Below are 22301 nucleotides of genomic sequence, written 5' to 3'. Positions count from 1 at the left end.
TCCTGTAGAACAACCCGGCCATTAAATTCGCAGCTCAGCGTCTATATGAGTGGTCAATTCAGACGGATCGTCGTGGCCCAAAATGGTGGAGTTCATGAATTCGCATGTTCTACGACTCGTGACCCTCTATCATGGATAATCGTGGTTATCCATCAAAATCGTATGCAGGAAGGGATCCGGGGAGTCACGTGGCGGCGTGGAGGCCGGAGTATGATCGCCGCCGGGTGATTCGGTCGCGCACATGCGATCATAGTGTGTCCGTACGGATAACGAGTTGCGTGTGCACGCCGCGCGGTGAGGACCTCCGCGTACGGGCCGCTTGCGGAAAACTCGCCGTAACCCCGGACTCAACGCCGCGGCCGCCCATACCGCTTTTGGCAGTGAACCCACAGTTCAGCGTCCATATGAGTGACCGATATGGAGGGCCCGTCGCGTCCCACACCGGTGGGTGTCACGGGTTCGCGTATTGTGCAACTCATGACCGACATTTGCTAGATAACTGATAATATCTGGCAGACGTGCCAGGGACATGGTCGAATCTCCCGGCATGAGCAAACGCGGTCCCCTCGTGACACCGCACATGTACCGACGGATCGACGGCATGTGCGTCACGTTGTCGGCCAGCCTTACAACGAAGCGCAGGAGTTTTACTTCCTGCGTGATGACACCGTGAAGTACCTGGGCCTACGTCGGAAGATGCGCCACCGCGATTGCGGCACCACGGAGACGTCGAGATACGAGAATGATGATTCCCCGAATGGTCTGTCCGTGGCTGTCGGCACTCCCCGGACGGGAGTTCCTACCGGCCACCCGACGCTTCACGCGCCGGGTGCCGATCGTCAGGACGAGGGTGCTCATCAATGCGTAGTGGAAAGCCGGCAGTAGGTAGGAACCGACTGATGTTTCCTCACCGGCCACATGGGTACGCAGTCTGTGGACTGTGTGCCGGGCCGGTGAGGAGCAATCGATGCGCGACGACTACGACGAACGCGACGTGAAAGTCGGGGAGCCGAAGGAGTGGGCGGCCGGAGTTCCCGGTGTCGCCGTCGCGCTGAAGCGTTCCTATGAACACATGGGGCTTGTGCGGACCGCCGAGACTCTGCGTGAACTGAATCAGGCCGAGGGCTTCGACTGCATGAGCTGCGCGTGGCCCGACCCGGACCCGGGCCACCGCAAGATCGCGGAATTCTGCGAGAACGGCGCCAAAGCAGTCGCCGAGGAAGCAACCCGCGACCGGGCCACTCCCGAATTCTTCGCACGGCACAGGATCGCCGATCTCGCAGGTCACAGCGAGATGTGGCTGGGGCAGCAGGGCCGCATCACGCATCCGATGGTCAAACATCCCGGCGCGGCGCACTACACGCCCATTGACTGGGGCGACGCATTCACATTGATCGGTGAGCAACTGGCCTCGCTCGGCAGCCCGCACGAAGCGATCTTCTACACGTCGGGTCGCGCATCGAACGAGGCCGCATTCGTCTATCAGTTGTTCGCCCGCGCATTCGGCACGAACAACCTGCCCGACTGTTCCAACATGTGCCACGAATCGACGAGCATCGCGCTGCAGGAATCCATCGGCATCGGCAAGGCGAGCGTCACCCTCGACGACATCCACAACGCCGAACTCATCATTCTGCAGGGCCAGAATCCCGGCACCAATCATCCACGCATGCTCACCGAACTCGAGACGGCGAAACGTCGCGGCGCGAAGATCCTCACGATCAACCCGCTACGAGAAGCCGGGCTGATGAACTTCCACAACCCGCAGGCACCTCGGGGCGTGGTGGGCCGCGGCACCGAACTGTCAGATCTCCACCTTCCGATCGCGATCAACGGTGATCTGGCGTTGCTGCAGGCATTCGGAGCACTGCTGGTCGAATGGGACGCGCTCGACCACGACTTCATCGATCGTTACGCTCACGGTTTCGACGACTGGAAGCAACATGTCGCGGCCCTCGATTGGGACGTCGTGACCTCGGTGACCGGCCTGTCACGCGAGCAGATCACTGAAGCAGCGCAGATGCTGCGGCGGTCGAACGCCACGGTGTTCTGCTGGGCGATGGGCCTGACACAGCATCGCAACGCGGTGGCCACCATCAAGGAAGTGGTCAACCTCGCGCTGGCGCAGGGGAACATCGGGAAACGCGGCGCCGGTGTGATGCCGGTACGCGGACATTCCAATGTCCAGGGCGACCGCACGATGGGCGTCTGGGAACGGGCGCCACAGCACTTCCTCGACGCCATCGAGCGGGAGTTCGGATTCGACCCGCCACGTGAGAACGGCTGGGATACCGTCGATTCCATTCGGGCGATGCGTGACGGCAAGGCGCGGTTCTTCCTGGGGCTCGGAGGCAACTTCGTGCAGTCCGCACCGGACACGGCGGTCACCGCAGAAGCGCTGGCGGATATGTCCATGACGGTGCACATCTCGACGAAGATCAACCGGTCGCACCTCGTGTGCGGCGACACCGCATTGATCCTGCCCACGCTCGGTCGTACGGAGAATGACGTCCAGGCGTCGGGGGAGCAGTTCGTCAGTGTGGAGGACACAGCGTGCGCCGTGCATGCGTCGCGCGGACCGCTGAAGCCGGCGAGCAAGTATCTGCGGTCGGAGGTCGCGATCCTCACGGGCATTGCGGAGGCGACTCTGGGCGAGAGGCACGGGATCGACTGGACCGCAATGCGCAAGGACTATGCGAATATCCGTACCCACATTTCCCGTGTGGTCGCCGGTTGCGAAGGATACGAGGTCAACGTTCGACGGCCCGGCGGGTTCATCCTTCCGCACCCGCCGCGCGACAGCAGAACCTTCCAGACAGAGTGGGGGCGAGGGGAATTCGCGCTCTCTCCCATCGAGATCCTGCACGTGCCCGAGGGGCACCTGTTGTTGCAGACCCTGCGCAGTCACGACCAGTTCAACACCACGATCTACGGGCTGAGCGATCGGTACCGGGGAATCGAGGGCGGGCGACGGGTGGTGTTCCTGCACCGCGACGACATCGCCGCGCTCGGGTTCGACGACGGCGACATGGTCGATCTGTTCACTCTCTGGGGCGGCGACGAGCGGGTGCGATGCGCGCTGAACTTCCGCATCGTCGAATACGACGTCCCGCGGGGATCGGCCGCTGCCTACTACCCCGAGACCAACACCCTTGTGCCGCTGGATTCGACTGCGCTCCACAGCAATTGTCCGACATACAAGTCGGTCGTCATCTCGCTGGCGGCCGCGGGAACCCGAGACCACACGTGCCCGGACGTGCAGAGCCAGCAGTCCGTGGGGTCGGACTGGACGCACAAGTCGCATCCGGCGCCGGAACATCTGTCCTAGAACACACCTTCGCGCAGAAGAGCTTCGGCGTCGGCGAAAGCCCGAGCGCGGCGCAGCACTGTGGGTGGTCCGGGCGGGTTGCCGTGCCACTGGTCGAACAGGGTGCTCAGACTCAGCACCATCCGCTCCGGTGAGCTCCAGTGGTTCCATCGTTCGAATTCTGTGCTGCGAGCCAGTTCTCGTGCTGCCTGCCGGGCTGCGATTCCGCGGTCGTATCGTGCGCGAGCGGCCTCGCTCAGCCACATCCAGTACGTGCGTAGTTCACGGATCCCGTCGGCGCCGCACAGTGGTCCGTGACCCGGAACGTAGACGTCGGCGTCCCATGCGAGCAGACGATCGAGCGCCGCGATCCAGTTCTCGAGCGGGCCGTGCCACAGGATGGGCGTCGTCCCGATGAACAGCATGTCGCCGGCGAAGACCACGCCCGCGTCGGGCACGTGCGCCACGAGGTCGCCCGCGGTGTGGCACGGTCCGAGCCGTTCGAGGTCCACGGTTCGGTCGCCGATCGTGAGCCGGTGGGTCTCGTCGAAGGTGTGGTCGGGGAAGCGGGGGGTCCGGCGCGGAAACCGGGCACCGGCCCGTACCCGGGCCATGTAGGACCCGGCCGCGCCGACCGGTCCGGGCATCCACCCGATCAGCTCGCCGGCCGAGGCCATCGCGGTCAGCGCCGCCGGAGGCAGATCCTCGTGCATTCCGTCCAGTGCCGCCGCACTGGTCGTGATGCGTGTCCCGGCGGGAAGTGTGTCGTTGCCCCACCAGTGGTCGCCGTCGGAGTGAGTATTGACGGCCTCGGTGATCGGTGCGTCGGCCACGAGAGGTTGCTGCACTTCGGCGACACGTTTTGCCCACGCGACGTCCCACACGGTATCCACCACGAGCGATGCGGTGCCCTTTGCGACGACGAGCCCGGTGTTGGCCTCGCCCCAGCCGCCCGACGGGCGCAGGAACGCCCACACCCCGTCGCCCAGTTGTGTCAGTCCCGACTCCGACATGCGCTCCCCCTCGACAAGTTCGGTTTTCTCACGCTACTCCGAACTCAACGAGGGCGTTCCGCGGCCTCCTTGATGGCAGCGAGCCTCCGATCCCAGCCCGAGCCGACAGCGTCCAATGCCCGGCCCACCGCGCTCAGTCTGGAACCGGCAGCGGAGAACCGGAGTTCACGGCCGACGCGTTCGGATGTCACGAGCTCGCATGCTTCGAGTACCGCCAGGTGTTTGGCGATGGCCTGGCGCGACACCGTGAACTCGGACGCGAGGCCCGACGCGGACGCGGGCGATCGCCCGAGGCGCTGAAGGATCCGCCACCGCGTCTCGTCGGCCAGAGCCGCGAACACGCGTGTGGTCTCGGATGCCTGATCCGACTCAGTGTGCTGCAACCGTTTTCCCCTTCTCGAGGTGAGCCTTGGCGAGGTCCAGTTCGATGGCCCAGCCTTCGACATTCCCCTCGTACTGCGCACGACGCTCCGCGGAGTCACCGGGGAGCGAATCGAATCCGGTTTCCGTCACGCTCAGGACGGTGGAGGTATCGGAGACGGCGTCGAGTCGGAACTCGACGAGCGTGGACGGGCTGTCGGGGTCTGTGTGGTCGGACAGCCACCGGAACGCCGCATAGTTCGGTTCGTCCAGTGCTACGGTGCGGAATGTGAAGGCGCCGTGCACGGGGTCGTGGACGACGGTGAGGTCGCCGTCGCGTTCGAGCCGATGCTCGGTGAGCTGCTTTTCGTTGATGTACCACCCGGGTTCGGCCACGAGTTCCCACACTCGTGTGGCGGGGGCGTCGATGGTGATCTGTCGCTCGATGCGATCGAGTTCGCTCGTCATTAGATTCCTCCTCGTGGATTCCTGCTGAACCGAGTGCAACTCCATGGTTGCATTATGTGGAGATTACTGCAACCTGTTGGTTGCACACGTCAGTTTCGGGTAGTTGGGCCGCGGGTAGTCGAACCTGTCGTTGAATTCGAAGAGAGGCGTACCGGATGAAACTCACGACCGTGCTGGGAACCGCGGCGGCGACGACGGCGACTGCGCTCGTGGGCTCGATCGCGTCGAGAGACGTCGATTCGCGGTGGTACCGGAAACTGCGCCAACCGCGCTTTCAACCGCCCGCGTCGGTGTTTCCGGTCGTGTGGACCACGTTGTACGCCGACATTGCGGCTACGTCGGCGGCTGCAATCGACGAGTTGACCGATCGAGGTGACCCCGAGGAGCGGCGTCGCTACATCGCTGCGCTCATCGTGAACCTCATGCTCAACGGGGCGTGGTCGTGGGTGTTCTTCAAGGGACACCGGCCCGTTTCTGCAACCGTCGTGTCGGCACTGCTCACCGCCAGCAGTGCAGATCTAGCCCGGCGAACCGCTGCGGCTCATCCCGCGGCGGTGCGGTCTTGGTGCCCTACCCGGTGTGGACATCGTTCGCGACAGTACTCAGCGCGCGGATAGCACAGCTCAACCGGTGACGTCGGTTCGGAGGATATGCGGAATGATGGGTGCATGCTCGAAACATCCGTGATCGTCGGTATCGCGTCCATCTGTGTGGGCTTCGTGTTCTTCCTCGCCGCCGCGAGTGGGGCGCGGGCAAAGTGGAACAGGAAAGTGACGATCACTCTGTTCGTTGTTGCGATCGTGTTCATGACGGTCATCCCGGTGATCGGCGCGGTCGGGTTCGCGGCGTAAATTTCGTCAGATCCGTCATTGCGGACCGAAACTGACCTCGATTGTTCTTACATTGTCTGCATGACCGAAAACATGACCGTCGAAGCCGCCGATATTCTGGCCATGCTCGCGGAACAACGAGACATGCTCCTCATCACCGTGCGCGGACTCGACGACGCGGGCGCTCGCGCCCGAAGCACCGCCAGCGACCTCACCCTGGGTGGACTCATCAAGCACGTATCGGCCACCAAGAGCGGCTGGATCGACAGGATTCGTGAACTGGACGAGAACGCCGTCTTCGATATGGACTCGGCGATGGTGTCGTACTACATGAGCGACGACGAGACCCTCGCCGGCTTGCTGGACGAGTACGCGAAGGTGACGGCTGCGACCGAGGAGTTCGTCGCAGGTCTCGACCTCGACCTGCAGGTTCCGCTCCCGACCGCGCCGTGGGCGCCGGAGCGGGAGTGGTGGAGTGCGCGAAAGGTGTTGCTGCACATCATCCGCGAAACAGCCCACCACAGTGGTCATGCCGACATCATTCGCGAGTCGCTCGACGGTGCGAACACCACCATGCAACGCGGCGCTGATGCCGGCATGACCTTCGACTGATCTTCACTTGCTCGGGATGGGGGAAGCGGGTGTGTCGGCGTCAGTGAGCGCCGGCGACCTCCGCGCCGATACCGGTCTCTGCGCGCACCAGCATCTCGGCGAACTTCTCGTCGTCGTGGACACCGCGACCTCGGCGCTTCTCGGCGACGAGCGAGCCGATGACGCAGGCGGCGAGGCCGAGCGGCATCGTGAAGATCACCGGCAGCTGAATGGTCAGGGGCGCGGGTCCGCTGCCCATCCACAGTGCCTCGGTGAACATGAGGCTCACAACGGTCGAGACCAGGCCCGTGAGTACGCCCCACACCGCGCCCGTGCTGTTGAATCGTCGCCAGTTCAGGCTCAGGACCAGGGCGGGGAGATGGGCGCTGCCTGCGACCATGAAGGCCATGCCCATGAAGAACGTGATGTTGGTGTCGTCGCCGATCAGCATGGTCAGGCCGATGGCGATGATGCTGAATGCGACCGCGCCGTAGCGTGCGATTCGGGCCTGCGCGTTCTCCTCGCGGTGTCGGTCCGCGACGTCGAGGTGCTCGACGGGTTCCTTGCGAGTCAGGGCCGGCCACACATCGCGAGCGAATGTGCCTGCCGCGGAGATGACCACACCTGCGACGACCGCGATGATGGACGCGAAGGCAACCGCTGCGACGAGCGCGAGCGCGATCGAACCGCCGGTGGTGCCGATGCCGCCACCGAGTTCGGTGACGAGGACCGGAGCGGCGAGGTTTCCACCGGGACCGACGAGATCGGTGCCGTTCGGGCCGAGCAGTGCTGCGGCGCCGAAGCCCATCACGATGACGATGAGGTAGAACATGCTGCACAGCGCGACGGTCCAGCCGAGCGAGCGTCGTGCGGTCTGTGCCTCGGGGACGGTGAAGAACCGGATGAGGATGTGCGCCATACCGGCGGTGCCGAGTGCGAACGCCAAGGCGTACGAGACGAGATTGATCGCGCTGGTCTCGCCGAAGATCAGACCGGGCGACAGGATCGCTTCGCCCGCAACGGCGTTGTCGGTGGCGTCGCCGAGAACCTTGGGGAAGCTGAAGCCGAACTGCGCGAGAATACCGAAGCACACGATGAGCGCGAGGACCGACAGGATCGACGACTTGATGACCTGAACCCAGGTCGTGGCGAGCATGCCGCCGACGAACACGTAGATGCCCATGAGCGAACCCGCCACGATCACCGACAGCCAGAACGGAATGCCGGACACCGATTCGAGCAGCACGCCGGCGGCGACGAGTTGGGCGAGCAACACGAATGTGCCGGTCGCGATGGTGCTGAGCGCCACCACGACACGCACATTGCGGGATTCGGTGCGGAAGACGAGCACGTCGGCGAGGGTGTACTTGCCGAGATTGCGCATTTTCTCTGCGAGCAGGAACAGCACCGGCAGGAAGGAGATGACGGACGTGAACAGGATGACGGTGCCGTCGACGCCCTTGGAGAAGATCAGGCCCGTCGTGCCGAGGAAGCTACCGGCAGAGATGAACTCACCGGCAATGGCAAATCCGTTCTGCCAGCTAGAGATCGAGCGACCTGCTGCGAAGAAGCCATCGGCGCTCTTGGCGCGACGGGACGCCGCGAACGTCACCCAGAGGGTCAGTGAGATGACGGCGCTGCAGATTGCGATGGCCAGGTAATCGGCGTCGCCGGTCATGCGACGACCTCCTCGGAGTCGGGCCGGTTATCGGCGACAGCGCGGATCGCGGCGTCGGCGGCGGGCTGAATGTATGTGCGGGACAGTCGGAAATACGCCCATACCAGAACCCAGGTTCCAGCGAACTGGCTCAGCACCACCCAGAGTGAGAGCGGGATTCCCAGGACGGATGTGGAACCGAGCTGGTCGGGGAATCCGATCCAGGCAACGAGGAAGCTCGTGAACAACGCGATGGTGATGCCGCCGAGGGTGTTGGTGACCATCTTGCGTCGATGCCGCAGTTCGGCGACCTCGGGTAGCTGCAGCATCCGCGACCAGATCAGATCGTCCGCAGCGAAGGTGCCCTTGTCGGAGACTGGGTTACTGCCGGAAACGGTGTCGTTCATGCCCGCACCGCCGCCCGGCGTGCCGTGTCGAGCGCGAAGAGGTTCTCGTCCCAGCCGGCTTCGAGGGGGCCGAAGAAGTGGAAGCGCACCTGCTTGACCCGGTAGAGCCAGCGGCCGCCGACCTTGACGACCTCGTCGGTGTACCTGCCGGCCGCGATGCTCGCGGTGCCGTCGGTGACGCACGGTTGCCACAGGAACGAGCGCACCGTGGCGCGGTCCCCGTCGAGGTCGATCTCGAGATTCGTGATGAAGTGCCAGAAGGCGGTGAGGCCGCCGTCGGCGAGACCGGCGAAGAACTTCTTCATCGCGTCCTTGCCCTTGGGGTGCGACAGCCCGTCGAATTCACCGTCGTCGGTGAACAGATCCATCAGGGCATCCCAGTTCCCGTCGTCGAGGTGGCGGCAGTACCGGGCGTCGAGCGTGCGGATCGCCTCGAGGTCTTCGAGGCGTGCGATGCGCTCGAGGAGTGAGCGATCGGATACGGGGTTGGTCACGGGAGAGCCTCCGAGAACGCTGTGGTTAACGCATGTTCATGTGACGGGAACCATAACAAGCGCGAATTACGTGGTCAAGGCGGACGTTGTTGCTGGTAGTGGCATGTGCCTCTACCCTTCGAAAGATGAACACGCGGTCAACTGCGGCCCTGCCGTCCGTTCGTGAGCGGATTCTCGAGACCGCTCTCGACGAGTTCTATGCATCCGGATTTCACGGGGCAACCATGCGAAACATCGCGAACAGTGCAGGTTGTAGCGCTGCGAACGTCTACAACCATTTCGAGAACAAGTCCGAGCTGCTGGTCGAGATCCTGCGACGCGCGAGCGACGAGCAGTTCACTGCGACGCGGAATGCGCTACGGAAGGCGGGCGCGGACCCGGCCGAGCAATGGCGGGTGGCAGTCGTTGCACATGCGCTGTTCACTGCGCGTAATCCGCGCGCCTGCCTCGTCGCGAACACCGAGTTGCGATACCTCGACGATCTGAATCGCAGGCGCGTGGTGGGGTCGCGCGATGCGCAGGAACACCTGTTCGTCGAGATCGCGGAAAAAGGCGTCGAACAGGGATTATTCGATCTCCCGAGGGTGCATCAGGCGGTCACGGCGGTGTTGACGATGTGCTCGGGGATTCCGCTGTGGTTCCGCCCGGACGGGCCACTGACGGCGCAGGAGGTCGCCGACGACTACGGTCGCTACGCGCTCAACCTGGTGGGATACCGGAAAGTCTGAGGTCGGGCGTTGACGAGTGATGGGCGCCATGGTCTACTGGGTGAACAAGCGTTAATGACCTACTCCGGTCCATAGAGGGAGTACCCCCCATGACTCACCGCCCGTCTCAGCCCCGCACCGACTCGCCGCGCTACCTCACCGAGGAACGGCTCGAGATCCGCGATCTGGCCCGCGACTTCGCGATGACCCGGGTCCTGCCCGTGGCGAACGAACTCGACCCGGTCCAGGGCACCATCCCCGACTCGCTCAAGAAGGAAATGGCCGAGATCGGGTTCTTCGGCATCATGATCCCCGAGGAATACGGTGGTCTCGGGCTCGGTGTTTTCGAATACTGCCTCGTCGCCGAGGAACTCTCCCGGGCCTGGATGAGCGTGTCGGGCCTCCTTGCCCGGGGCAACGGCATGGGCGGCGGTTTCACGCCCGAGCAGGAGCAGGCCTTGCTCCCGCGGGTCGCCCGCGGTGAATACCTCGGCGCCTACGCGCTGTCCGAGGCCGAAGCCGGCTCCGACGTCGCCAACATCTCCTGCCGTGCGGTGCGCGATGGCGACGAATGGGTGGTGAACGGCACGAAGATGTGGTGCACCTATGCCGACGAAGCCGACTACATGGTGTTGTTCGCCCGCACCGATCCGAACAAGGACCCGGCCAAGCCGCACCGCGGCATCAGCGCATTCCTCATCGAGAAGGACCGTGGGGGATTCCCCGAAGGTATCTCGGGCACGAAGGTCCGCAAGATCGGCTACTTCGGCTGGAGCACCTGGGAATTGTCGTTCGACAACTTCCGCATCCCCGCCGGCAAGATGCTCGGCGAAGAAGGCAAGGGCTTCTATCTCGCAGTATCCGGTCTCGAAGTGGGGCGCGCCCACACCGCTGCCCGTGCGATCGGCCTGGCCCGCGCCGCGCTCGAGGACTCCATCGAGTACATGCACACCCGCCGCCAGTTCGGCCGGCCGATCGGCGATTTCCAGCATCTGCGCTTCAAGGTCGCGAAGATGGCCGCCGACATCGAGGCTGCACGCCAGTTGATGTATTCGGTGGCCACCGATATCGACACCGGGCGTCGCTGCTCGCTCGAGGCGTCGATGTGCAAGCTCGTCGCTACCGAAATGGCAGAACAGGTCACCAGCGAGGCCGTGCAGATACACGGCGGCGCGGGGTACACCACCGATTTTCAGGTCGAGCGTCACTGGCGTGATGCTCGTCTGACGAAGATCTTCGAGGGCACCAGCGAGATCCAGATGCGCATCATTTCCGATGAGCTGCTCGGAAGGCCGGAAAAGTGATGAGTACCAATGCTACTTGCGTCCTTGTCGCTGTCGGCAGCCGAACAGCGACCCCGCTGAAGGTCGTCGCCGAGGCCCTCGCCGCAGCAGATGTGTCCCTGCCCGCCGGTTCTGCACTGGTCGGTGCTGCCGTCGCAGACGCGACCGCACCCGCGGTTCCGGGAGCGCGTCGCATCGGATCCCGATGGAATGCAGAGAGATTCGTCGAACGAAGCGAGAGCGTGTCCGTCGAGACGGTGATCACTCGCATCACCGGCGACCGTGTCGAGCGACACGTCGCCTTGCGTGACGTCAACGGTGCACTCCGTGAGAGCGGCACCGAGACATGGCTCCTCGACGATCCGGCGGCCGTGGAGCCCGCTCCGGAGCTCGATTTCTGCAGTATCGAATGGGGTAACCTCCTGAGCGACAGCCTCGAAGACGACCGCGGTTTCACCTCCTCGCTGTCGACGTGGGACGGCACCATCGGACTGCGCTGCGGCGATCGAGAACTGCACCTGCGCATCTACAAGGGCACCATCGTCGATGTGACGCGACGTGTCCCGCACGGCGCCACGTTCACGTTCGTTGCACCCGCCCACACCTGGGTCGACCTCGTCCTGTCGGATACCGACGACTTCATGCGCCGCGCCATCAGCGGCGAGTTCTCTTCCAGTGGAGACGGATACGAGTACCTGAGACTGACCAAGCCGCTCAATACGATCATCGCGCACGCGCGACTCATCGCCCGGAAGGCCAACTCATGATCGAGGCCCGGTATCTCGACATCGGGGGAGCACTCGGATTCGTCGAGATCGTCACTCCCGACCGTCATGACAATGACCACCGCGGCACAGACCCCGCCGCATTGCCCGCGATCCTGTGTATCCATACCGCAGGCCAGAGCGGCGTGCAGTGGCGGCACGTCGCACGCAGTCTCGCGAACCTGGGTTATCGGGTGATCGTGCCCGACCTCCCTGGGCACGGACGCTCCGAACCTGCTCCCTGCGGCCCGGTGACCAGCATCGTCGACTACGGCGACTGGCTGTGCAGCGTCCTCGACGTCCTCGGCATCGAGCGCCCCTACGTGATCGGGTGCTCGATCGGAGGCAAGCTCACTCTCGAACTCGCGACCCGTCCCGAGCGGCCGCTGTCCGGCGCAATTGCCATGGAAGCCGAAGCCGGACCCGGCCGGGTCAACGTGAACGGACTTCGTCGCGAACTCGAAGATGTCGCGGGCCCGGCCCGTGCCGAGCGGACCTATCTGGGCACTCTCGCTTCGGTGGGGCGCTCCGTGCCCGAAGCGAAGGCACACGTCGTGGCACTCATGCACAAGCGGGAAGACCCGGAGATCTCGTCGTCCGACCTGATCGGCTGGGGGACCCACGATGTCCGCGATCGTCTCGACCAGGTCACCGCCCCATTGCATGTGGTCGCGGGGCGCGACGATCCGTGGATCGTCGTCGACGAGATCGCTCGCGTGGCCGAGATGGTCAACGAGATCGCGCCCGGGCGTGCACGATTCACCGCCCTCGACGGCATCGGACACTATCCGATGGAGGAGATCGACGATTTCGCCACGCTCGTCGACACATGGATCGGCGAACTGAAGGCATCGGTGCAGACCGAGGAGGTAGCCCTGTGACGACACGAACCGAAACCCTGTCTGCAATGCTGGACACTCTCGTCGACGACGACCCCGCAGCTCCGCTCACGTACGACGTGGTCGCGGGCGACCTCGTCGTGAGCAGTAGGTCCGACATCCGCGACCGCGCCAAGGCAGTGCGCGCAGAACTCGAGGCGGTCGGAGTCCGTCCCGGTCAGTGCCTCGCTGTGATGCTGCCGAACTGGTCCGACGCCCTGGTCTGGCAGTTCGCCGCGGCTGCGGTGGGTGCTCACGTCATCGGCGTCAATACCCGCTACAACACCGGGGAGGTCGCGCACATCCTCACCGCCGCACGACCCGCAGTGGTCGCCGTCCCGGCCTCCTTTCACGGCCTGGATCTGTTCGGCCGCCTCACCGAAGCTGCCGCCTCGGTTCCCGATGTCGCGTCGCCGGCCGTCGCAGTGGTTCGCGGACCCGACGAAACCGAATCGAAGGCAAGCGAATTCGACCTCGGTAGCGGAGCCTGGATCGCAGGAAGCGGCGACACCGGAGCTGTCGAGGCTCCCGAGACGCCCGACCGCGTCACGCTCACCGCAGCCGGAATCGACGACGACCCGCAGGATCTCCTCGCCGTCGCGTTCACGACCTCCGGCTCGACCGGTGTACCGAAACTTGCCGCGCACCGCCACAGTGCCATCGTGCGACACGGCCGTGCCGACGCCGCGATCATGCAGGTGCGCGGCGGCGATGTGGGACTGTGCGTCCTTCCCGTCTCGGGTGTGTTCGGGTTCAGCGCTGCGATGGCGATGATCGCCGGTGGTGGCGCGCTGCTCATGGAGACGGTGTTCGATCCCGCGGCTGTACTGCGCCGCATGCAGCAGGTGAAGGTCACGCACGGCGTGGGTGCCGACGACCTGTTCGGCCGGCTGTACGACGAGTGGCACCTTGCTGATTCGCGGGGCGCAACCGAGCGCATCGACCTGTCGTCGCTGCGCTGGCTGGGCATCGCCGACTTCCTCGGCCGGTCCGAGGAGATCGCGCGGTGGGCCCGCGACGAGTTCGGGACCCACACCTCCGGGGTGTTCGGATCGTCCGAGGTGTTCGCCCTCGCGTTGCTCTGGAACGCGGACGACCCGGAATCGGTGCGCTGGAACGGTGGCGGCCGTGCGGTGGACCCGGCGATCGAGCTACGTGTAGCGGACCCGCTCGAGGACACCCCGGTCGCCGACGGTGAACAGGGCGAACTGCAGTTCCGTGGACCCAACGTGGTCGACGCCTACCTCGGCAACCCGGAGGCCGCAGCTCGCGCCTTCACGAAGGACGGCTGGTTCCGCAGCGGCGACCTGGCCGTCGCGCTCGGTGACGGAGGCTATCGGTATGTGTGCCGCATGGGCGACGTGCTGCGTCTGCGCGGGTTCCTCGTCGACCCCGCCGAAATCGAACGACGCCTCGCTCAGCATCCGGGCGTGGGAATCGTGAAGGTCGTCGGCATCACCGGCGACGGCGGCTACACGCAGGCCGTAGGGTTCGTGGTCCCCACCGACGAGGCACCCGCCGATACCGACCCCGAAACCCTGAAGTCTTGGTGCAAGGAAGAACTCGCGGCGTTCAAGGTGCCGTCCGCCATTCATATCATCGACCGTATGCCGACCACCGTGGGTGGTAATGGTTCGAAGATCCGGGCCGTGGAACTGCGCGAATGGGCGCAGAACTGGACCGACCGTGAAAGGGATTTCCGTCGTGACTGATTCCGTTGCTTCTCCCGCAGCCGCCACCGATGTGGTCATCTGCGAGCCGCTGCGCACCCCTGTGGGTCGCTACGGCGGCATGTACATCGACGTACCTGCCACCGATCTCGCCGCGCGGGTCATCTCCGAGCTGCTGTCGCGCACCGCAATCGACCCTTCGAACATCGACGACGTCATCTTCGGCCAGTGCTACCCGAACGGTGAGGCACCCGCGATCGGTCGTGTCGCGGCGCTGGACGCGGGCCTGCCCGTCACCGTCCCCGGTCTGCAACTCGACCGTCGCTGCGGTTCGGGTCTGCAGGCGGTGCTCGATGCCGCGATGCGCGTGCAGACCGGTGTCGCCGACCTCGTCATCGCCGGCGGTGTCGAATCGATGAGCCGCTCCGAGTACTACACCGAATCGATGCGCTGGGGAGCCAAGGGTGCGCCCGCCGCGTTGCACGACCGCCTCGCCCGCGGCCGCGTCACCGCCGGTGGCCGCAATTATCCGGTGCCCGGTGGCATGCTCGAAACCGCTGAGAATTTGCGGCGGAAGTACGACATCCCTCGCCTGGAGCAGGATGAACTCGCCGTCGAGTCGCACCGGCGCGCGGTCGCCGCAATCGAATCGGGCAAGTTCGCCGACGAGATCGTGTCCGTGCAGGTGCCGCAGCGCAAGGGCGATCCGAAGACGATCGACCGCGACGAGCACCCGCGCGCCGACGCCACCGTCGAGACGCTCGCGAAGCTCCGCCCGATCATGGGCAAGCAGGATCCCGAGGCCACCGTCACCGCGGGCAACGCCAGCGGGCAGAACGACGGTGCCGCAGCCTGCATCGTGACCAGCCGCGCGACCGCGGACAGGCTAGGCCTGCGTCCGCTCGGAAAACTGGTCACGTGGGCCGCCGCCGGAGTGGCGCCCGCGGAGATGGGTATCGGCCCGGTGCCGTCCACCGCGAAGGCACTCGATCGTGCGGGACTGAACCTGTCGGACATCGACCTCATCGAACTCAACGAGGCATTCGCTGCACAGGCCCTCGCCGTGACGCGTGAATGGAAGTTCACCGCAGCGGATTTCGAGCGCACCAACGTCAACGGGTCCGGTATCTCCCTCGGTCATCCTGTCGGCGCGACCGGTGTGCGGATCCTCGCGACGATGCTGCGTGAACTCGATCGTCGCGGCGCGCGCTACGGCCTCGAGACGATGTGCATCGGCGGTGGCCAGGGCCTGACCGCGATCTTCGAGAAGGTCGCGTGACCGCCCGTCCGCTGGACGGTGTGCGAGTGGTCGACCTGTCCAGCTTCGTCGCCGGCCCCACCGCAGGCCGGATGCTCGCCGAACTCGGAGCGGATGTGATCCGCGTCGACCCGATCGGCGGCGCGGTCGACGGCGGCCGCTGGCCGCTCACCGACGAGGGTGCGAGCCTGTACTGGACCGGGCTCAACCAGGCCAAACGCTCGGTCGCGGTGGACCTGCGCAGCGACGAGGACCGTGCCCGGGTCGTCGAGTTGATCGCCGATGCCGGGATTGTCCTCGAGAATGCCGCGCACGCGCCGTGGCTTGCGCACGACACGCTCGCCGAGCACCGCGCTGATCTGATCCACCTGCACATCGCGGGCAACGCCGACGGGAGCCCCGCGGTCGACTACACCGTCAACGCTGCCGCAGGGGTCCCGCTGATGACCGGCCCGACCGGACTCGGTACGCCGGTCAACCATGTGTTGCCCGCGTGGGATCTGCTCACTGGTGTGCATGCGGCGCTCGGCATCGTCGCCGCGCTCCGCCGCCGCGAACAGACCGGTGAGGGAGCGTATCTCGAACTCGCACTCGACGACGTCGCGAACTCCGCGGTTGCGAGCATGGGCTGGCTTGCCGAGGCGCAGGCGCGAGGATCGGGTCGTGAGTTGCAGGGCAACGCGCTGTACGGCAGCTACGGTTCCGAATTCGCAACCGCCGACGGACGCTACGTCATGATCGTCGGTCTGACGCGCGGGCAGTGGCGGGCGCTCGTCGAGGTTACCGGCACTGCTGACGTGTTCACCGCGCTCGCCGTGCAACGCGGTCTCGATTTCGAGAACGATGGTGACCGCTATGCGGCGCGCGATGCGATCACGGCGATCCTCGCACCGTGGTTCTCTGCGCGGACCTTCGAGCAGGTCGAAGCGGATCTCGCGGGCACGCGAGTGCTGTGGGCGCCGTATCGGACGATGGACGAGGTCGCGGCCGACCTCGCGGCACGCCCCGACTCGGTGGTCCAGTACGTCGACCAACCCGGAATCGGGTCTGTGCTGACCGCACGGTCGCCACTGCGCTGGAACGGTCGCTACACCGACGCGCGGCCCGCGCCTCGGCACGGGCAGCACACCGACGAGATTCTCGGAGTAGATCAGCTGCCCGGCGCTCGATAGGACGCATCTCGCCGCGCGGCTTCGTCGACCTGTTCGGGAGTGAGCAACGCGATCGGTTTCGACCGCGCGGCGCCCGACGCGATGGTGCGGAGTTCGAGGGTGGCGGCGGCGATCTCGTCGGGCACGTCACCGAGCACATACAGGTCGTGCCCGCCCAGGGCGAAGTGCACGGACTCGACGGTGCCGCCGACACTTTCGACCATCGCGACGATCGCGTCCCGACGGGCACTGCCGCCGTCGCTCAGGAGTCCTTTCGCGCCCTCTGCGGTGTAGGTGACCTGCCACAGGTATTTCGGCATGGTTCCTGCTTTCCTCGACCGGTGTTGCTGTCGCCTTCCATGGTCGGACACCGCGCGCGTGACGCGCGGTGCTTTCGGGCAAACGGGAATAAGGTCGAACACAGTTGTGTCGAACAGGAAGGACCACACCGTGCCGAAGCCCCCGCTGCCCGATGCCGTCGCCGAAATGCTGGCCCGCCCCAACCACGCCACGATCACCTCGTTGCGTGCCAGTGGCCAACCCGTGTCGGTGCCCACCTGGTACCTGTACGAGAACGGCCGGATCCTCGTGAACATGGACGAGGGCCGCAAGCGTCTCGAGTACCTCCGGAACGATCCGCGCGTGGCCCTGAGCGCGATGGACCCGGAAGACTGGGTCACCCACGTGAGCATCCAGGGCAGGGTCGTCGAATTCGTCGACGACCCCGACCTGGCCGACATCGACCGGATCGCCCGGCATTACACCGGGCAGCCTTACGGCGTCCGCGACCGCAAGCGTGTGAGCGCGTGGATCGAGATCGACCGCTGGCACGCCTGGGGACGGTTGAAGAACGCCGTCTGACGTCCCACTGCGGAGAACGGCCGGCTCAGAGGATGCCGGCCTTCTTCGCGGCGCTACGCACCTGGAACGACATCACGATCAGCAGGACGCCGAACAGGATCGCGTAGATGCCGAGCAGGACGATCAGACCGAGGATGCCCGAGCCGGGGAAGATCAGCAGGATCACGCCGAAGATCACTGCGACGACACCGGCGACCAGCGACCACACCCATCCTGAATCCGGGACCTTCCGGAACCGGAGGGCGCCGACGATACCGATGACGCCGAACAGGATGGCGTAGAACGCGATCAGGTACAGCAGCACCAGTGCGGTGATTCCGGGCCAGAAGAGTGCGACCAGGCCGGCGAGCACGGAGACGATACCCATCGCCAGCCATAGCCCCCAGCCGTCCAGGGTTGCGCGATCTCGGATGGAATGCCAGACGAGCACGGCGCCGTCGACGATGGCATACACCGCGAACACGATGACGAGCGCCCACACCGTGATTCCGGGCCACACCAGGGCGATGATGCCGAAGAGGACTGCGAGGATGCCGCGGATCAGCACCACCCACCAGACTGTCTTGAACAACGAGCGGAACGGGTCGACCGAAGGCTCTCGGTTCGCGGACATAGCGGCTCCTTGCGTATGACTTCGCGATCTTGACGGCCTTCACAGGATAGGGCCGGTTACGTTGATTCGCGCGGGAATCGATGTCACTCGCCAGTGGATGAGTCGTACGCTCGGAACGTGGCATCGGCACGGATCGGTATCTCCGGTTGGCGGTATCCGGGTTGGCGGGGCGACTTCTACCCGAAGGGCCTGGCCCAACGTCGTGAACTCGAGTATGCGTCCGAGCGGCTCGGCACGATCGAGATCAACGGTTCGTTCTATTCACTGCAGCGACCGAGCAGTTATCGGGCGTGGTTCGACGCGACACCCGACGATTTCGTCTTCGCGGTCAAGGGCGGGCGGTTCGTCACCCACATGAAACGACTGCTCGACGTCGACGAGGCGCTCGCCAACTTCTTCGCGTCGGGCATTCTGGCTCTCGGGTCGAAATTGGGGCCGCTGCTGTGGCAGTTGCCGCCCACATTGGGATTCGACGAGCCCCGACTCTCCGGGTTCTTCGACCTGTTGCCGCGGACGACGACGAAGGCCGTCGAGCTGGCTCGCGGTCGTACCGACAAGGTGCCCGACGACCGGGCCTGGGTGGACACCGATGCCGACCGGCCGCTGCGGCACGCGGTGGAAGTGCGCCACTCCGACTTCGCGACGTCCGCGGCGATCGACCTGTTCCGGAAGCACGACATCGCTCTCGTCGTCGCCGACACCGCGGGGCGGTATCCGTTCCTGACCGAGGTCACCGGGGGCTTCGTGTATGTGCGGATGCACGGAGACAAGGAACTGTATGCGAGTGGCTATACATCTGCAGCGCTCGATCGTTGGTCCGAACGCATCGAGGGTTGGCTGGGCGACGGGCTGGACGTCTACGTGTATTTCGACAACGACATGAAAGGATTCGCACCGCACGACGCTCTGGAGTTGCAGCGTCGCTTGTGACCGCTGTGCCCGAGAACTACTGCTGTACCGAGAACCACGAGGAGCTTTCCGTGTGGCCCGAACACTGGCCGACGATCACCCGGCAGATCGCCACCCACACCGACACCGCGTTGACGGCGGTCCGGAGCGAGACGGTGCCGGTGTTCGACGAAGCACTCGCGGAGCTGAACACTCTGCCGTACGAGCAGGTCACCGCGGTGCATGCGGGGATGGTGCGCGAGCTGCTCGAGGAATTACACCCCGAGGGATTGACGGGTGAAGATGTGCAGAGCGTGCTCGAGAACGCCCTTCGGAACGGGATGCGCTGGCTGCCGTCGCTGCAGCCCGACGCAGTGGTTGTCGTGCTCACCGGCACTCTGGGAGTGCACGATGACGAGGCTCCGAAGGTACGACCGGGCGACTACGTGACCGCGGGACTGCTGGTGCTGGCCGAGCTGCTTGCTGCGCGCAAAGCCGCTCCCGGTCGGTATCTGCGACGTGCTGTCGCCGAGATCGAGCGGACCGAAACGGTCGAGATGCCCTGAGGTAGCGCACTGAACCTTCCTCGGCTCCTGCGGGTTTCCGTGGATCGACGACCAACGGAAACCCGTAGAGATGGGGAAAGTCATCGCGCCGAAGGTCAGGGTAGTGACTGGTCCTCGACGTTGTACGCGATGCGTTGCAGCAGTCCGGTGAGCACGTCGAGCTCGTCGTCGCTGAGTCCGTCGAGCATCTGTTTCTCACTCTCGATGCGCCGCGGAAGTGCCCGCTCGACGAGTTCACGCCCGGTGTCGGTGAGGGAGAGCAGCACCACGCGCCCGTCGCGTTCGAGACGCTGTCGCTCGACCAGGCCGATCTTCACGAGTCGCTCGGTGTGCTTGGTGGTGGACGCCCCCGAGATGCCGGTGACAGAGGTGACCTCGCTCGCGCGTAGCGGGAAGTCGCTGCGCGCGAGGGCGCTGAGCACCTCGAATTCGGTGCGGCCGATCCCGCTCGATTCGAGTTCCCTGTCGAGCCGGTTGAGGGCGAGCGAGCTGATGCGGGTGATGCGACCGATCACGTCGATCGGCCGGAGATCGAGTTCGGGATAGCGGGCCGCCCACGCGTGGCGGATGCGTTCGACGTAGTCGGTGCTTGCGGAGGGCGTGGGCATGTGTGCATTCTAACGGCCCGCGACAAACAATTTCATAGATAATTTACATACGAAGTATTATCATCGGAGGATGCAACGAACGCCTCACCGCACTGATCGCAACCGTCTCCGCTACTCGGGCGGCGCGTTGGCGCATTCGTTGTCGGCCACCGCGTGGCGGGAGTCCCTCGAGATGCATCGCGCCGATCCCACGATCGCCGTGGCTGTGCGCGTCGGCGTGGCCACACTGATCGCGCTGGTCGGAGGCGGTCTCCTCGGCCATCAGGAAGTCGCCGGATTCGCCGCGCTCGGTGCGTTGTCCTCGGCGTTTCTGCGCTACGAACCGTTTCCGCGACTCGCCACGAAGCTGGCGTGCGTCGGCGTCGGTCTCGTCGCGTTCGCCGCATTCGGTGCCACACTCGGCGCAGTGGGGCTGACGATGTGGTTGCAGATTCTGCTTCTTTCGGTGGCCGCCGGCGTATCGTTCTGGCTGCTCACTGCCTTCCGGATCACCGGACCGGGCCCCGTCATCCTCATCTTCGCCGCAGCCGGTGCGGCCGGTTTCGCCGAGAATGCCGCCGACGTGGGTCTCGCCGCCTCCGCAGCCGCCGTCGGGTCTGTCATCGGCTGGATCGTTGCCATGCTCCCCGCGCTGTCTCATCCGCACAGCCCCGCACGTATCGCGGTCGCCCGGGCGCTGGCATCGGTCGCCGCGCTCGAATCCCCGGGTGCCGCGGACGTTGAGACGGCCCGTCAGCACATCGCCCGCGCTCGCGAGGTGATCGCGCTCGGTGGTGATCCCAGGATGCGGTCCCACAGTCACGAACTGCTCGCACTGCTCGACGCAGCGGAGAAGGTCGTCGACGGTGGTTCGCACGACACCGCGGCAGCGCGTCGCGCCGACTTCCATCGCTTCGAAGTGGAACTGCGCAAGGTACGTCGCGACATCGACATTCCCCGCTCCGGAGCGTCTGTCCACGCAATTCCGAGTGTGCGCGGGGTCGACAGGTTCTTCGGATTCTTCGGCGAAGGTGTGCGGCGGCTGGGCGACGGGGTGATCGTGATCGGCGTCGCGCGGGTCGTGGTGGCGTCATTGGTCGCGGGATGGATCGCGGCGGCACTCGGTATGGCACATCCGCTCTGGGCCACGATGGGGGCGATGGCCGCGCTACAGGGTGCGAACTATCGGCAGACGGTTCAGCGTGCGATCCAGCGCCTGATGGGCAACGCGCTCGGTGCGGTGCTCGCGGTGGTCCTGCTGGTTCTCGACCTGGGTTATTGGCCGCTGGTCGTCGTGATCGTGGTGCTACAGACCGTCACGGAAATGGTGGTCACGCGCAATTACGCTCTTGCGTCCGTCTTCGTCACTGCGATGGCATTGATGCTGACCGGTCTGGGCACCGGTCTCGGTGCGGATGTGGCACTCAGCCGTGTCCTCGACACTCTCGTCGGGGTGGTGGTCGGTGTGATCGTCGCCGCGCTGACCCTCCAGCGCGGCGACCGTGCTCACCTGACCGAGGTCACGCGTGAGCTGCCTCGAAACTCTCGAGAATGTGCGACGGAATGCGTCCGCGTGAGCTGACGTCGAATCCCTGACCCCGCGCCCAGTGGCGCACTGCGGCCAGCTGCTCGGGAGAGCGTCCGGGAATCACCTTGCGGGTACGTGGCTTTCGCGTCCGCGTGGGAGCGGGGGTGGGAGTGGCTGCATGTGCTGTCGGAGGAATGCTCGGCAGCTTCGGTGTCCGGTTGCGCTTCGACTCGTTCAGCCACGGCTGCAGAACTGCCCAGAACTTGTCCGCGTTGGAGGGACGAAGATCGATTTCGTACTCGATATCGTCGACGGTGATCCGGAACGATTGCGCCAGACCATCGGTAATCGGTTCGCCGTCGATGTCGTCGTAATACTCGACACGCACCTGCTGTGCCACATTGTCTCCTTGTCCCCGAA

24 protein-coding genes and 1 pseudogene are annotated in these 22301 nt (G+C 65.2%); 15 read left to right on the top strand and 10 right to left on the bottom strand.

Translation table 11 applies throughout. From position 1 onward, the window contains the following. Positions 1–967: 967 nt before the first annotated feature. A complete protein-coding gene (locus Q7514_RS14315) occupies positions 968–3328 on the top strand; it encodes an FdhF/YdeP family oxidoreductase (protein WP_330133919.1) in 2361 nt (786 codons plus the stop codon). Here the strand turns inward: Q7514_RS14315 and Q7514_RS14310 are convergent. The 3 genes from Q7514_RS14310 to Q7514_RS14300 are packed head-to-tail and all read right to left on the bottom strand — an operon-like array spanning position 3325 to position 5148. Further along, the gene (locus Q7514_RS14310) at positions 3325–4320 is read right to left on the bottom strand and encodes an MBL fold metallo-hydrolase (RefSeq protein WP_330133918.1); all 996 of its coding nucleotides are present in this window, start codon (positions 4318–4320) and stop codon (positions 3325–3327) included. The genes Q7514_RS14315 and Q7514_RS14310 overlap by 4 nt on opposite strands. A 44-nt stretch (positions 4321–4364) precedes the next feature. Then, positions 4365–4703 carry an ArsR/SmtB family transcription factor gene (locus tag Q7514_RS14305; RefSeq protein ID WP_330133917.1) on the bottom strand — a complete coding sequence of 113 codons (339 nt, stop codon included), beginning with the start codon at positions 4701–4703 and terminating at the stop codon, positions 4365–4367. Next, positions 4690–5148 (bottom strand): SRPBCC domain-containing protein, encoded by a 459-nt coding sequence (locus Q7514_RS14300; protein ID WP_330133916.1) that lies wholly within the window; start codon positions 5146–5148, stop codon positions 4690–4692. Before Q7514_RS14300 ends, Q7514_RS14305 begins: the two co-directional genes overlap by 14 nt. Positions 5149–5303: 155 nt before the next feature. Between Q7514_RS14300 and Q7514_RS14295 the strand changes: the two are divergent. The 3 genes and pseudogenes from Q7514_RS14295 (at position 5304) to Q7514_RS14285 (ending at position 6590) form a co-directional block, all read left to right on the top strand. After that, positions 5304–5782: pseudogene (locus tag Q7514_RS14295) on the top strand (TspO/MBR family protein). 34 nt (positions 5783–5816) lie between these two features. Continuing rightward, positions 5817–5999, top strand: coding sequence for a hypothetical protein (locus Q7514_RS14290; protein WP_330133915.1), 183 nt, complete (start codon positions 5817–5819; stop codon positions 5997–5999). A gap of 60 nt (positions 6000–6059) precedes the next feature. Next, a complete protein-coding gene (locus tag Q7514_RS14285) occupies positions 6060–6590 on the top strand; it encodes a DinB family protein (protein ID WP_330133914.1) in 531 nt (176 codons plus the stop codon). A 40-nt stretch (positions 6591–6630) separates the two neighbouring features. Here Q7514_RS14285 and Q7514_RS14280 read toward each other — a convergent pair whose 3' ends face one another. From Q7514_RS14280 to Q7514_RS14270, 3 genes are read right to left on the bottom strand one after another with little or no spacing between them, the layout of a single operon-like run. Next, complete coding sequence (locus Q7514_RS14280) at positions 6631–8247, bottom strand: solute symporter family protein (protein WP_330133912.1); 1617 nt, start codon at positions 8245–8247, stop codon at positions 6631–6633. Then, positions 8244–8633, bottom strand: coding sequence for a DUF485 domain-containing protein (locus Q7514_RS14275; RefSeq protein WP_408016087.1), 390 nt, complete (start codon positions 8631–8633; stop codon positions 8244–8246). The genes Q7514_RS14280 and Q7514_RS14275 overlap by 4 nt, the downstream gene beginning before the upstream one ends. Next, the gene (locus tag Q7514_RS14270; protein WP_330133911.1) at positions 8630–9127 is read right to left on the bottom strand and encodes a nuclear transport factor 2 family protein; all 498 of its coding nucleotides are present in this window, start codon (positions 9125–9127) and stop codon (positions 8630–8632) included. Before Q7514_RS14270 ends, Q7514_RS14275 begins: the two co-directional genes overlap by 4 nt. 125 nt (positions 9128–9252) lie before the next feature. Between Q7514_RS14270 and Q7514_RS14265 the strand changes: the two genes are divergently transcribed. The 7 genes from Q7514_RS14265 (at position 9253) to Q7514_RS14235 (ending at position 16859) form a co-directional block, all read left to right on the top strand. Next, the gene (locus Q7514_RS14265; protein WP_330133910.1) at positions 9253–9855 is read left to right on the top strand and encodes a TetR/AcrR family transcriptional regulator; all 603 of its coding nucleotides are present in this window, start codon (positions 9253–9255) and stop codon (positions 9853–9855) included. An 89-nt stretch (positions 9856–9944) separates the two neighbouring features. Beyond that, entirely contained in the window at positions 9945–11138 is a 1194-nt protein-coding gene (locus tag Q7514_RS14260) for an acyl-CoA dehydrogenase family protein (RefSeq protein ID WP_330133909.1), read from the top strand. Beyond that, entirely contained in the window at positions 11138–11884 is a 747-nt protein-coding gene (locus tag Q7514_RS14255; RefSeq protein ID WP_330133908.1) for a hypothetical protein, read from the top strand. The genes Q7514_RS14260 and Q7514_RS14255 overlap by 1 nt, the downstream gene beginning before the upstream one ends. Further along, entirely contained in the window at positions 11881–12762 is an 882-nt protein-coding gene (locus tag Q7514_RS14250; protein WP_330133907.1) for an alpha/beta fold hydrolase, read from the top strand. Before Q7514_RS14255 ends, Q7514_RS14250 begins: the two co-directional genes overlap by 4 nt. Then, positions 12711–14471 carry an AMP-binding protein gene (locus Q7514_RS14245; RefSeq protein ID WP_408016086.1) on the top strand — a complete coding sequence of 587 codons (1761 nt, stop codon included), beginning with the start codon at positions 12711–12713 and terminating at the stop codon, positions 14469–14471. Before Q7514_RS14250 ends, Q7514_RS14245 begins: the two co-directional genes overlap by 52 nt. Then, positions 14464–15708 carry an acetyl-CoA C-acetyltransferase gene (locus tag Q7514_RS14240; RefSeq protein WP_330133906.1) on the top strand — a complete coding sequence of 415 codons (1245 nt, stop codon included), beginning with the start codon at positions 14464–14466 and terminating at the stop codon, positions 15706–15708. The genes Q7514_RS14245 and Q7514_RS14240 overlap by 8 nt, the downstream gene beginning before the upstream one ends. Next, positions 15705–16859 (top strand): CoA transferase, encoded by a 1155-nt coding sequence (locus Q7514_RS14235; RefSeq protein WP_330133905.1) that lies wholly within the window; start codon positions 15705–15707, stop codon positions 16857–16859. The genes Q7514_RS14240 and Q7514_RS14235 overlap by 4 nt, the downstream gene beginning before the upstream one ends. Here the strand turns inward: Q7514_RS14235 and Q7514_RS14230 are convergent. Next, a complete protein-coding gene (locus tag Q7514_RS14230; RefSeq protein WP_330133904.1) occupies positions 16838–17158 on the bottom strand; it encodes a GYD domain-containing protein in 321 nt (106 codons plus the stop codon). The two genes, Q7514_RS14235 and Q7514_RS14230, sit on opposite strands and share 22 nt — an antisense overlap. A 130-nt stretch (positions 17159–17288) precedes the next feature. Between Q7514_RS14230 and Q7514_RS14225 the strand changes: the two genes are divergently transcribed. Beyond that, positions 17289–17699 carry a pyridoxamine 5'-phosphate oxidase family protein gene (locus Q7514_RS14225; RefSeq protein WP_330133903.1) on the top strand — a complete coding sequence of 137 codons (411 nt, stop codon included), beginning with the start codon at positions 17289–17291 and terminating at the stop codon, positions 17697–17699. Positions 17700–17724: 25 nt separating this feature from the next. On the opposite strand, the gene Q7514_RS14220 is transcribed toward Q7514_RS14225, so the two are convergent. Beyond that, positions 17725–18312, bottom strand: a complete 588-nt coding sequence (locus Q7514_RS14220) for an HdeD family acid-resistance protein (RefSeq protein WP_132476788.1) — start codon at positions 18310–18312, stop codon at positions 17725–17727. A 117-nt stretch (positions 18313–18429) separates the two neighbouring features. Here Q7514_RS14220 and Q7514_RS14215 point away from each other — a divergent pair, with 117 nt between their 5' ends. Together Q7514_RS14215 and Q7514_RS14210 are read left to right on the top strand one after the other, a co-directional pair. Continuing rightward, positions 18430–19242 carry a DUF72 domain-containing protein gene (locus Q7514_RS14215; RefSeq protein ID WP_330133902.1) on the top strand — a complete coding sequence of 271 codons (813 nt, stop codon included), beginning with the start codon at positions 18430–18432 and terminating at the stop codon, positions 19240–19242. Further along, complete coding sequence (locus tag Q7514_RS14210; RefSeq protein WP_408016085.1) at positions 19239–19766, top strand: hypothetical protein; 528 nt, start codon at positions 19239–19241, stop codon at positions 19764–19766. Before Q7514_RS14215 ends, Q7514_RS14210 begins: the two co-directional genes overlap by 4 nt. A gap of 95 nt (positions 19767–19861) precedes the next feature. Here Q7514_RS14210 and Q7514_RS14205 read toward each other — a convergent pair whose 3' ends face one another. Continuing rightward, the gene (locus Q7514_RS14205; RefSeq protein ID WP_330133901.1) at positions 19862–20374 is read right to left on the bottom strand and encodes a MarR family winged helix-turn-helix transcriptional regulator; all 513 of its coding nucleotides are present in this window, start codon (positions 20372–20374) and stop codon (positions 19862–19864) included. Positions 20375–20444: 70 nt separating this feature from the next. Between Q7514_RS14205 and Q7514_RS14200 the strand changes: the two genes are divergently transcribed. Next, on the top strand, positions 20445–21935 hold the full coding sequence (locus tag Q7514_RS14200) for an FUSC family protein (RefSeq protein ID WP_330133900.1): 1491 nt from the start codon (positions 20445–20447) through the stop codon (positions 21933–21935). On the opposite strand, the gene Q7514_RS14195 is transcribed toward Q7514_RS14200, so the two are convergent. Beyond that, positions 21874–22281, bottom strand: a complete 408-nt coding sequence (locus tag Q7514_RS14195; RefSeq protein ID WP_132476784.1) for a histone-like nucleoid-structuring protein Lsr2 — start codon at positions 22279–22281, stop codon at positions 21874–21876. The two genes, Q7514_RS14200 and Q7514_RS14195, sit on opposite strands and share 62 nt — an antisense overlap. Positions 22282–22301: the final 20 nt, after the last annotated feature.

Source organism: Rhodococcus artemisiae (assembly GCF_036327795.1).
GTDB lineage: Bacteria > Actinomycetota > Actinomycetes > Mycobacteriales > Mycobacteriaceae > Rhodococcus > Rhodococcus artemisiae.
The sequence above is the reverse complement of the archived record's forward strand: the minus strand, read 5'-3'. Positions and strand labels throughout refer to the sequence as shown.

Coding starts and splice junctions, on each gene's coding strand:
- Q7514_RS14200 (WP_330133900.1), top strand. CDS start 20,445: ATGCAACGAACGCCTCACCGCACTGATCGCAACCGTCTCCGCTACTCG.
- Q7514_RS14220 (WP_132476788.1), bottom strand. CDS start 18,312: ATGTCCGCGAACCGAGAGCCTTCGGTCGACCCGTTCCGCTCGTTGTTC.
- Q7514_RS14260 (WP_330133909.1), top strand. CDS start 9,945: ATGACTCACCGCCCGTCTCAGCCCCGCACCGACTCGCCGCGCTACCTC.
- Q7514_RS14280 (WP_330133912.1), bottom strand. CDS start 8,247: ATGACCGGCGACGCCGATTACCTGGCCATCGCAATCTGCAGCGCCGTC.
- Q7514_RS14300 (WP_330133916.1), bottom strand. CDS start 5,148: ATGACGAGCGAACTCGATCGCATCGAGCGACAGATCACCATCGACGCC.
- Q7514_RS14310 (WP_330133918.1), bottom strand. CDS start 4,320: ATGTCGGAGTCGGGACTGACACAACTGGGCGACGGGGTGTGGGCGTTC.
- Q7514_RS14290 (WP_330133915.1), top strand. CDS start 5,817: ATGCTCGAAACATCCGTGATCGTCGGTATCGCGTCCATCTGTGTGGGC.
- Q7514_RS14230 (WP_330133904.1), bottom strand. CDS start 17,158: ATGCCGAAATACCTGTGGCAGGTCACCTACACCGCAGAGGGCGCGAAA.
- Q7514_RS14250 (WP_330133907.1), top strand. CDS start 11,881: ATGATCGAGGCCCGGTATCTCGACATCGGGGGAGCACTCGGATTCGTC.
- Q7514_RS14265 (WP_330133910.1), top strand. CDS start 9,253: ATGAACACGCGGTCAACTGCGGCCCTGCCGTCCGTTCGTGAGCGGATT.
- Q7514_RS14285 (WP_330133914.1), top strand. CDS start 6,060: ATGACCGAAAACATGACCGTCGAAGCCGCCGATATTCTGGCCATGCTC.
- Q7514_RS14315 (WP_330133919.1), top strand. CDS start 968: ATGCGCGACGACTACGACGAACGCGACGTGAAAGTCGGGGAGCCGAAG.
- Q7514_RS14275 (WP_408016087.1), bottom strand. CDS start 8,633: ATGAACGACACCGTTTCCGGCAGTAACCCAGTCTCCGACAAGGGCACC.
- Q7514_RS14205 (WP_330133901.1), bottom strand. CDS start 20,374: ATGCCCACGCCCTCCGCAAGCACCGACTACGTCGAACGCATCCGCCAC.
- Q7514_RS14255 (WP_330133908.1), top strand. CDS start 11,138: ATGAGTACCAATGCTACTTGCGTCCTTGTCGCTGTCGGCAGCCGAACA.
- Q7514_RS14245 (WP_408016086.1), top strand. CDS start 12,711: ATGGATCGGCGAACTGAAGGCATCGGTGCAGACCGAGGAGGTAGCCCT.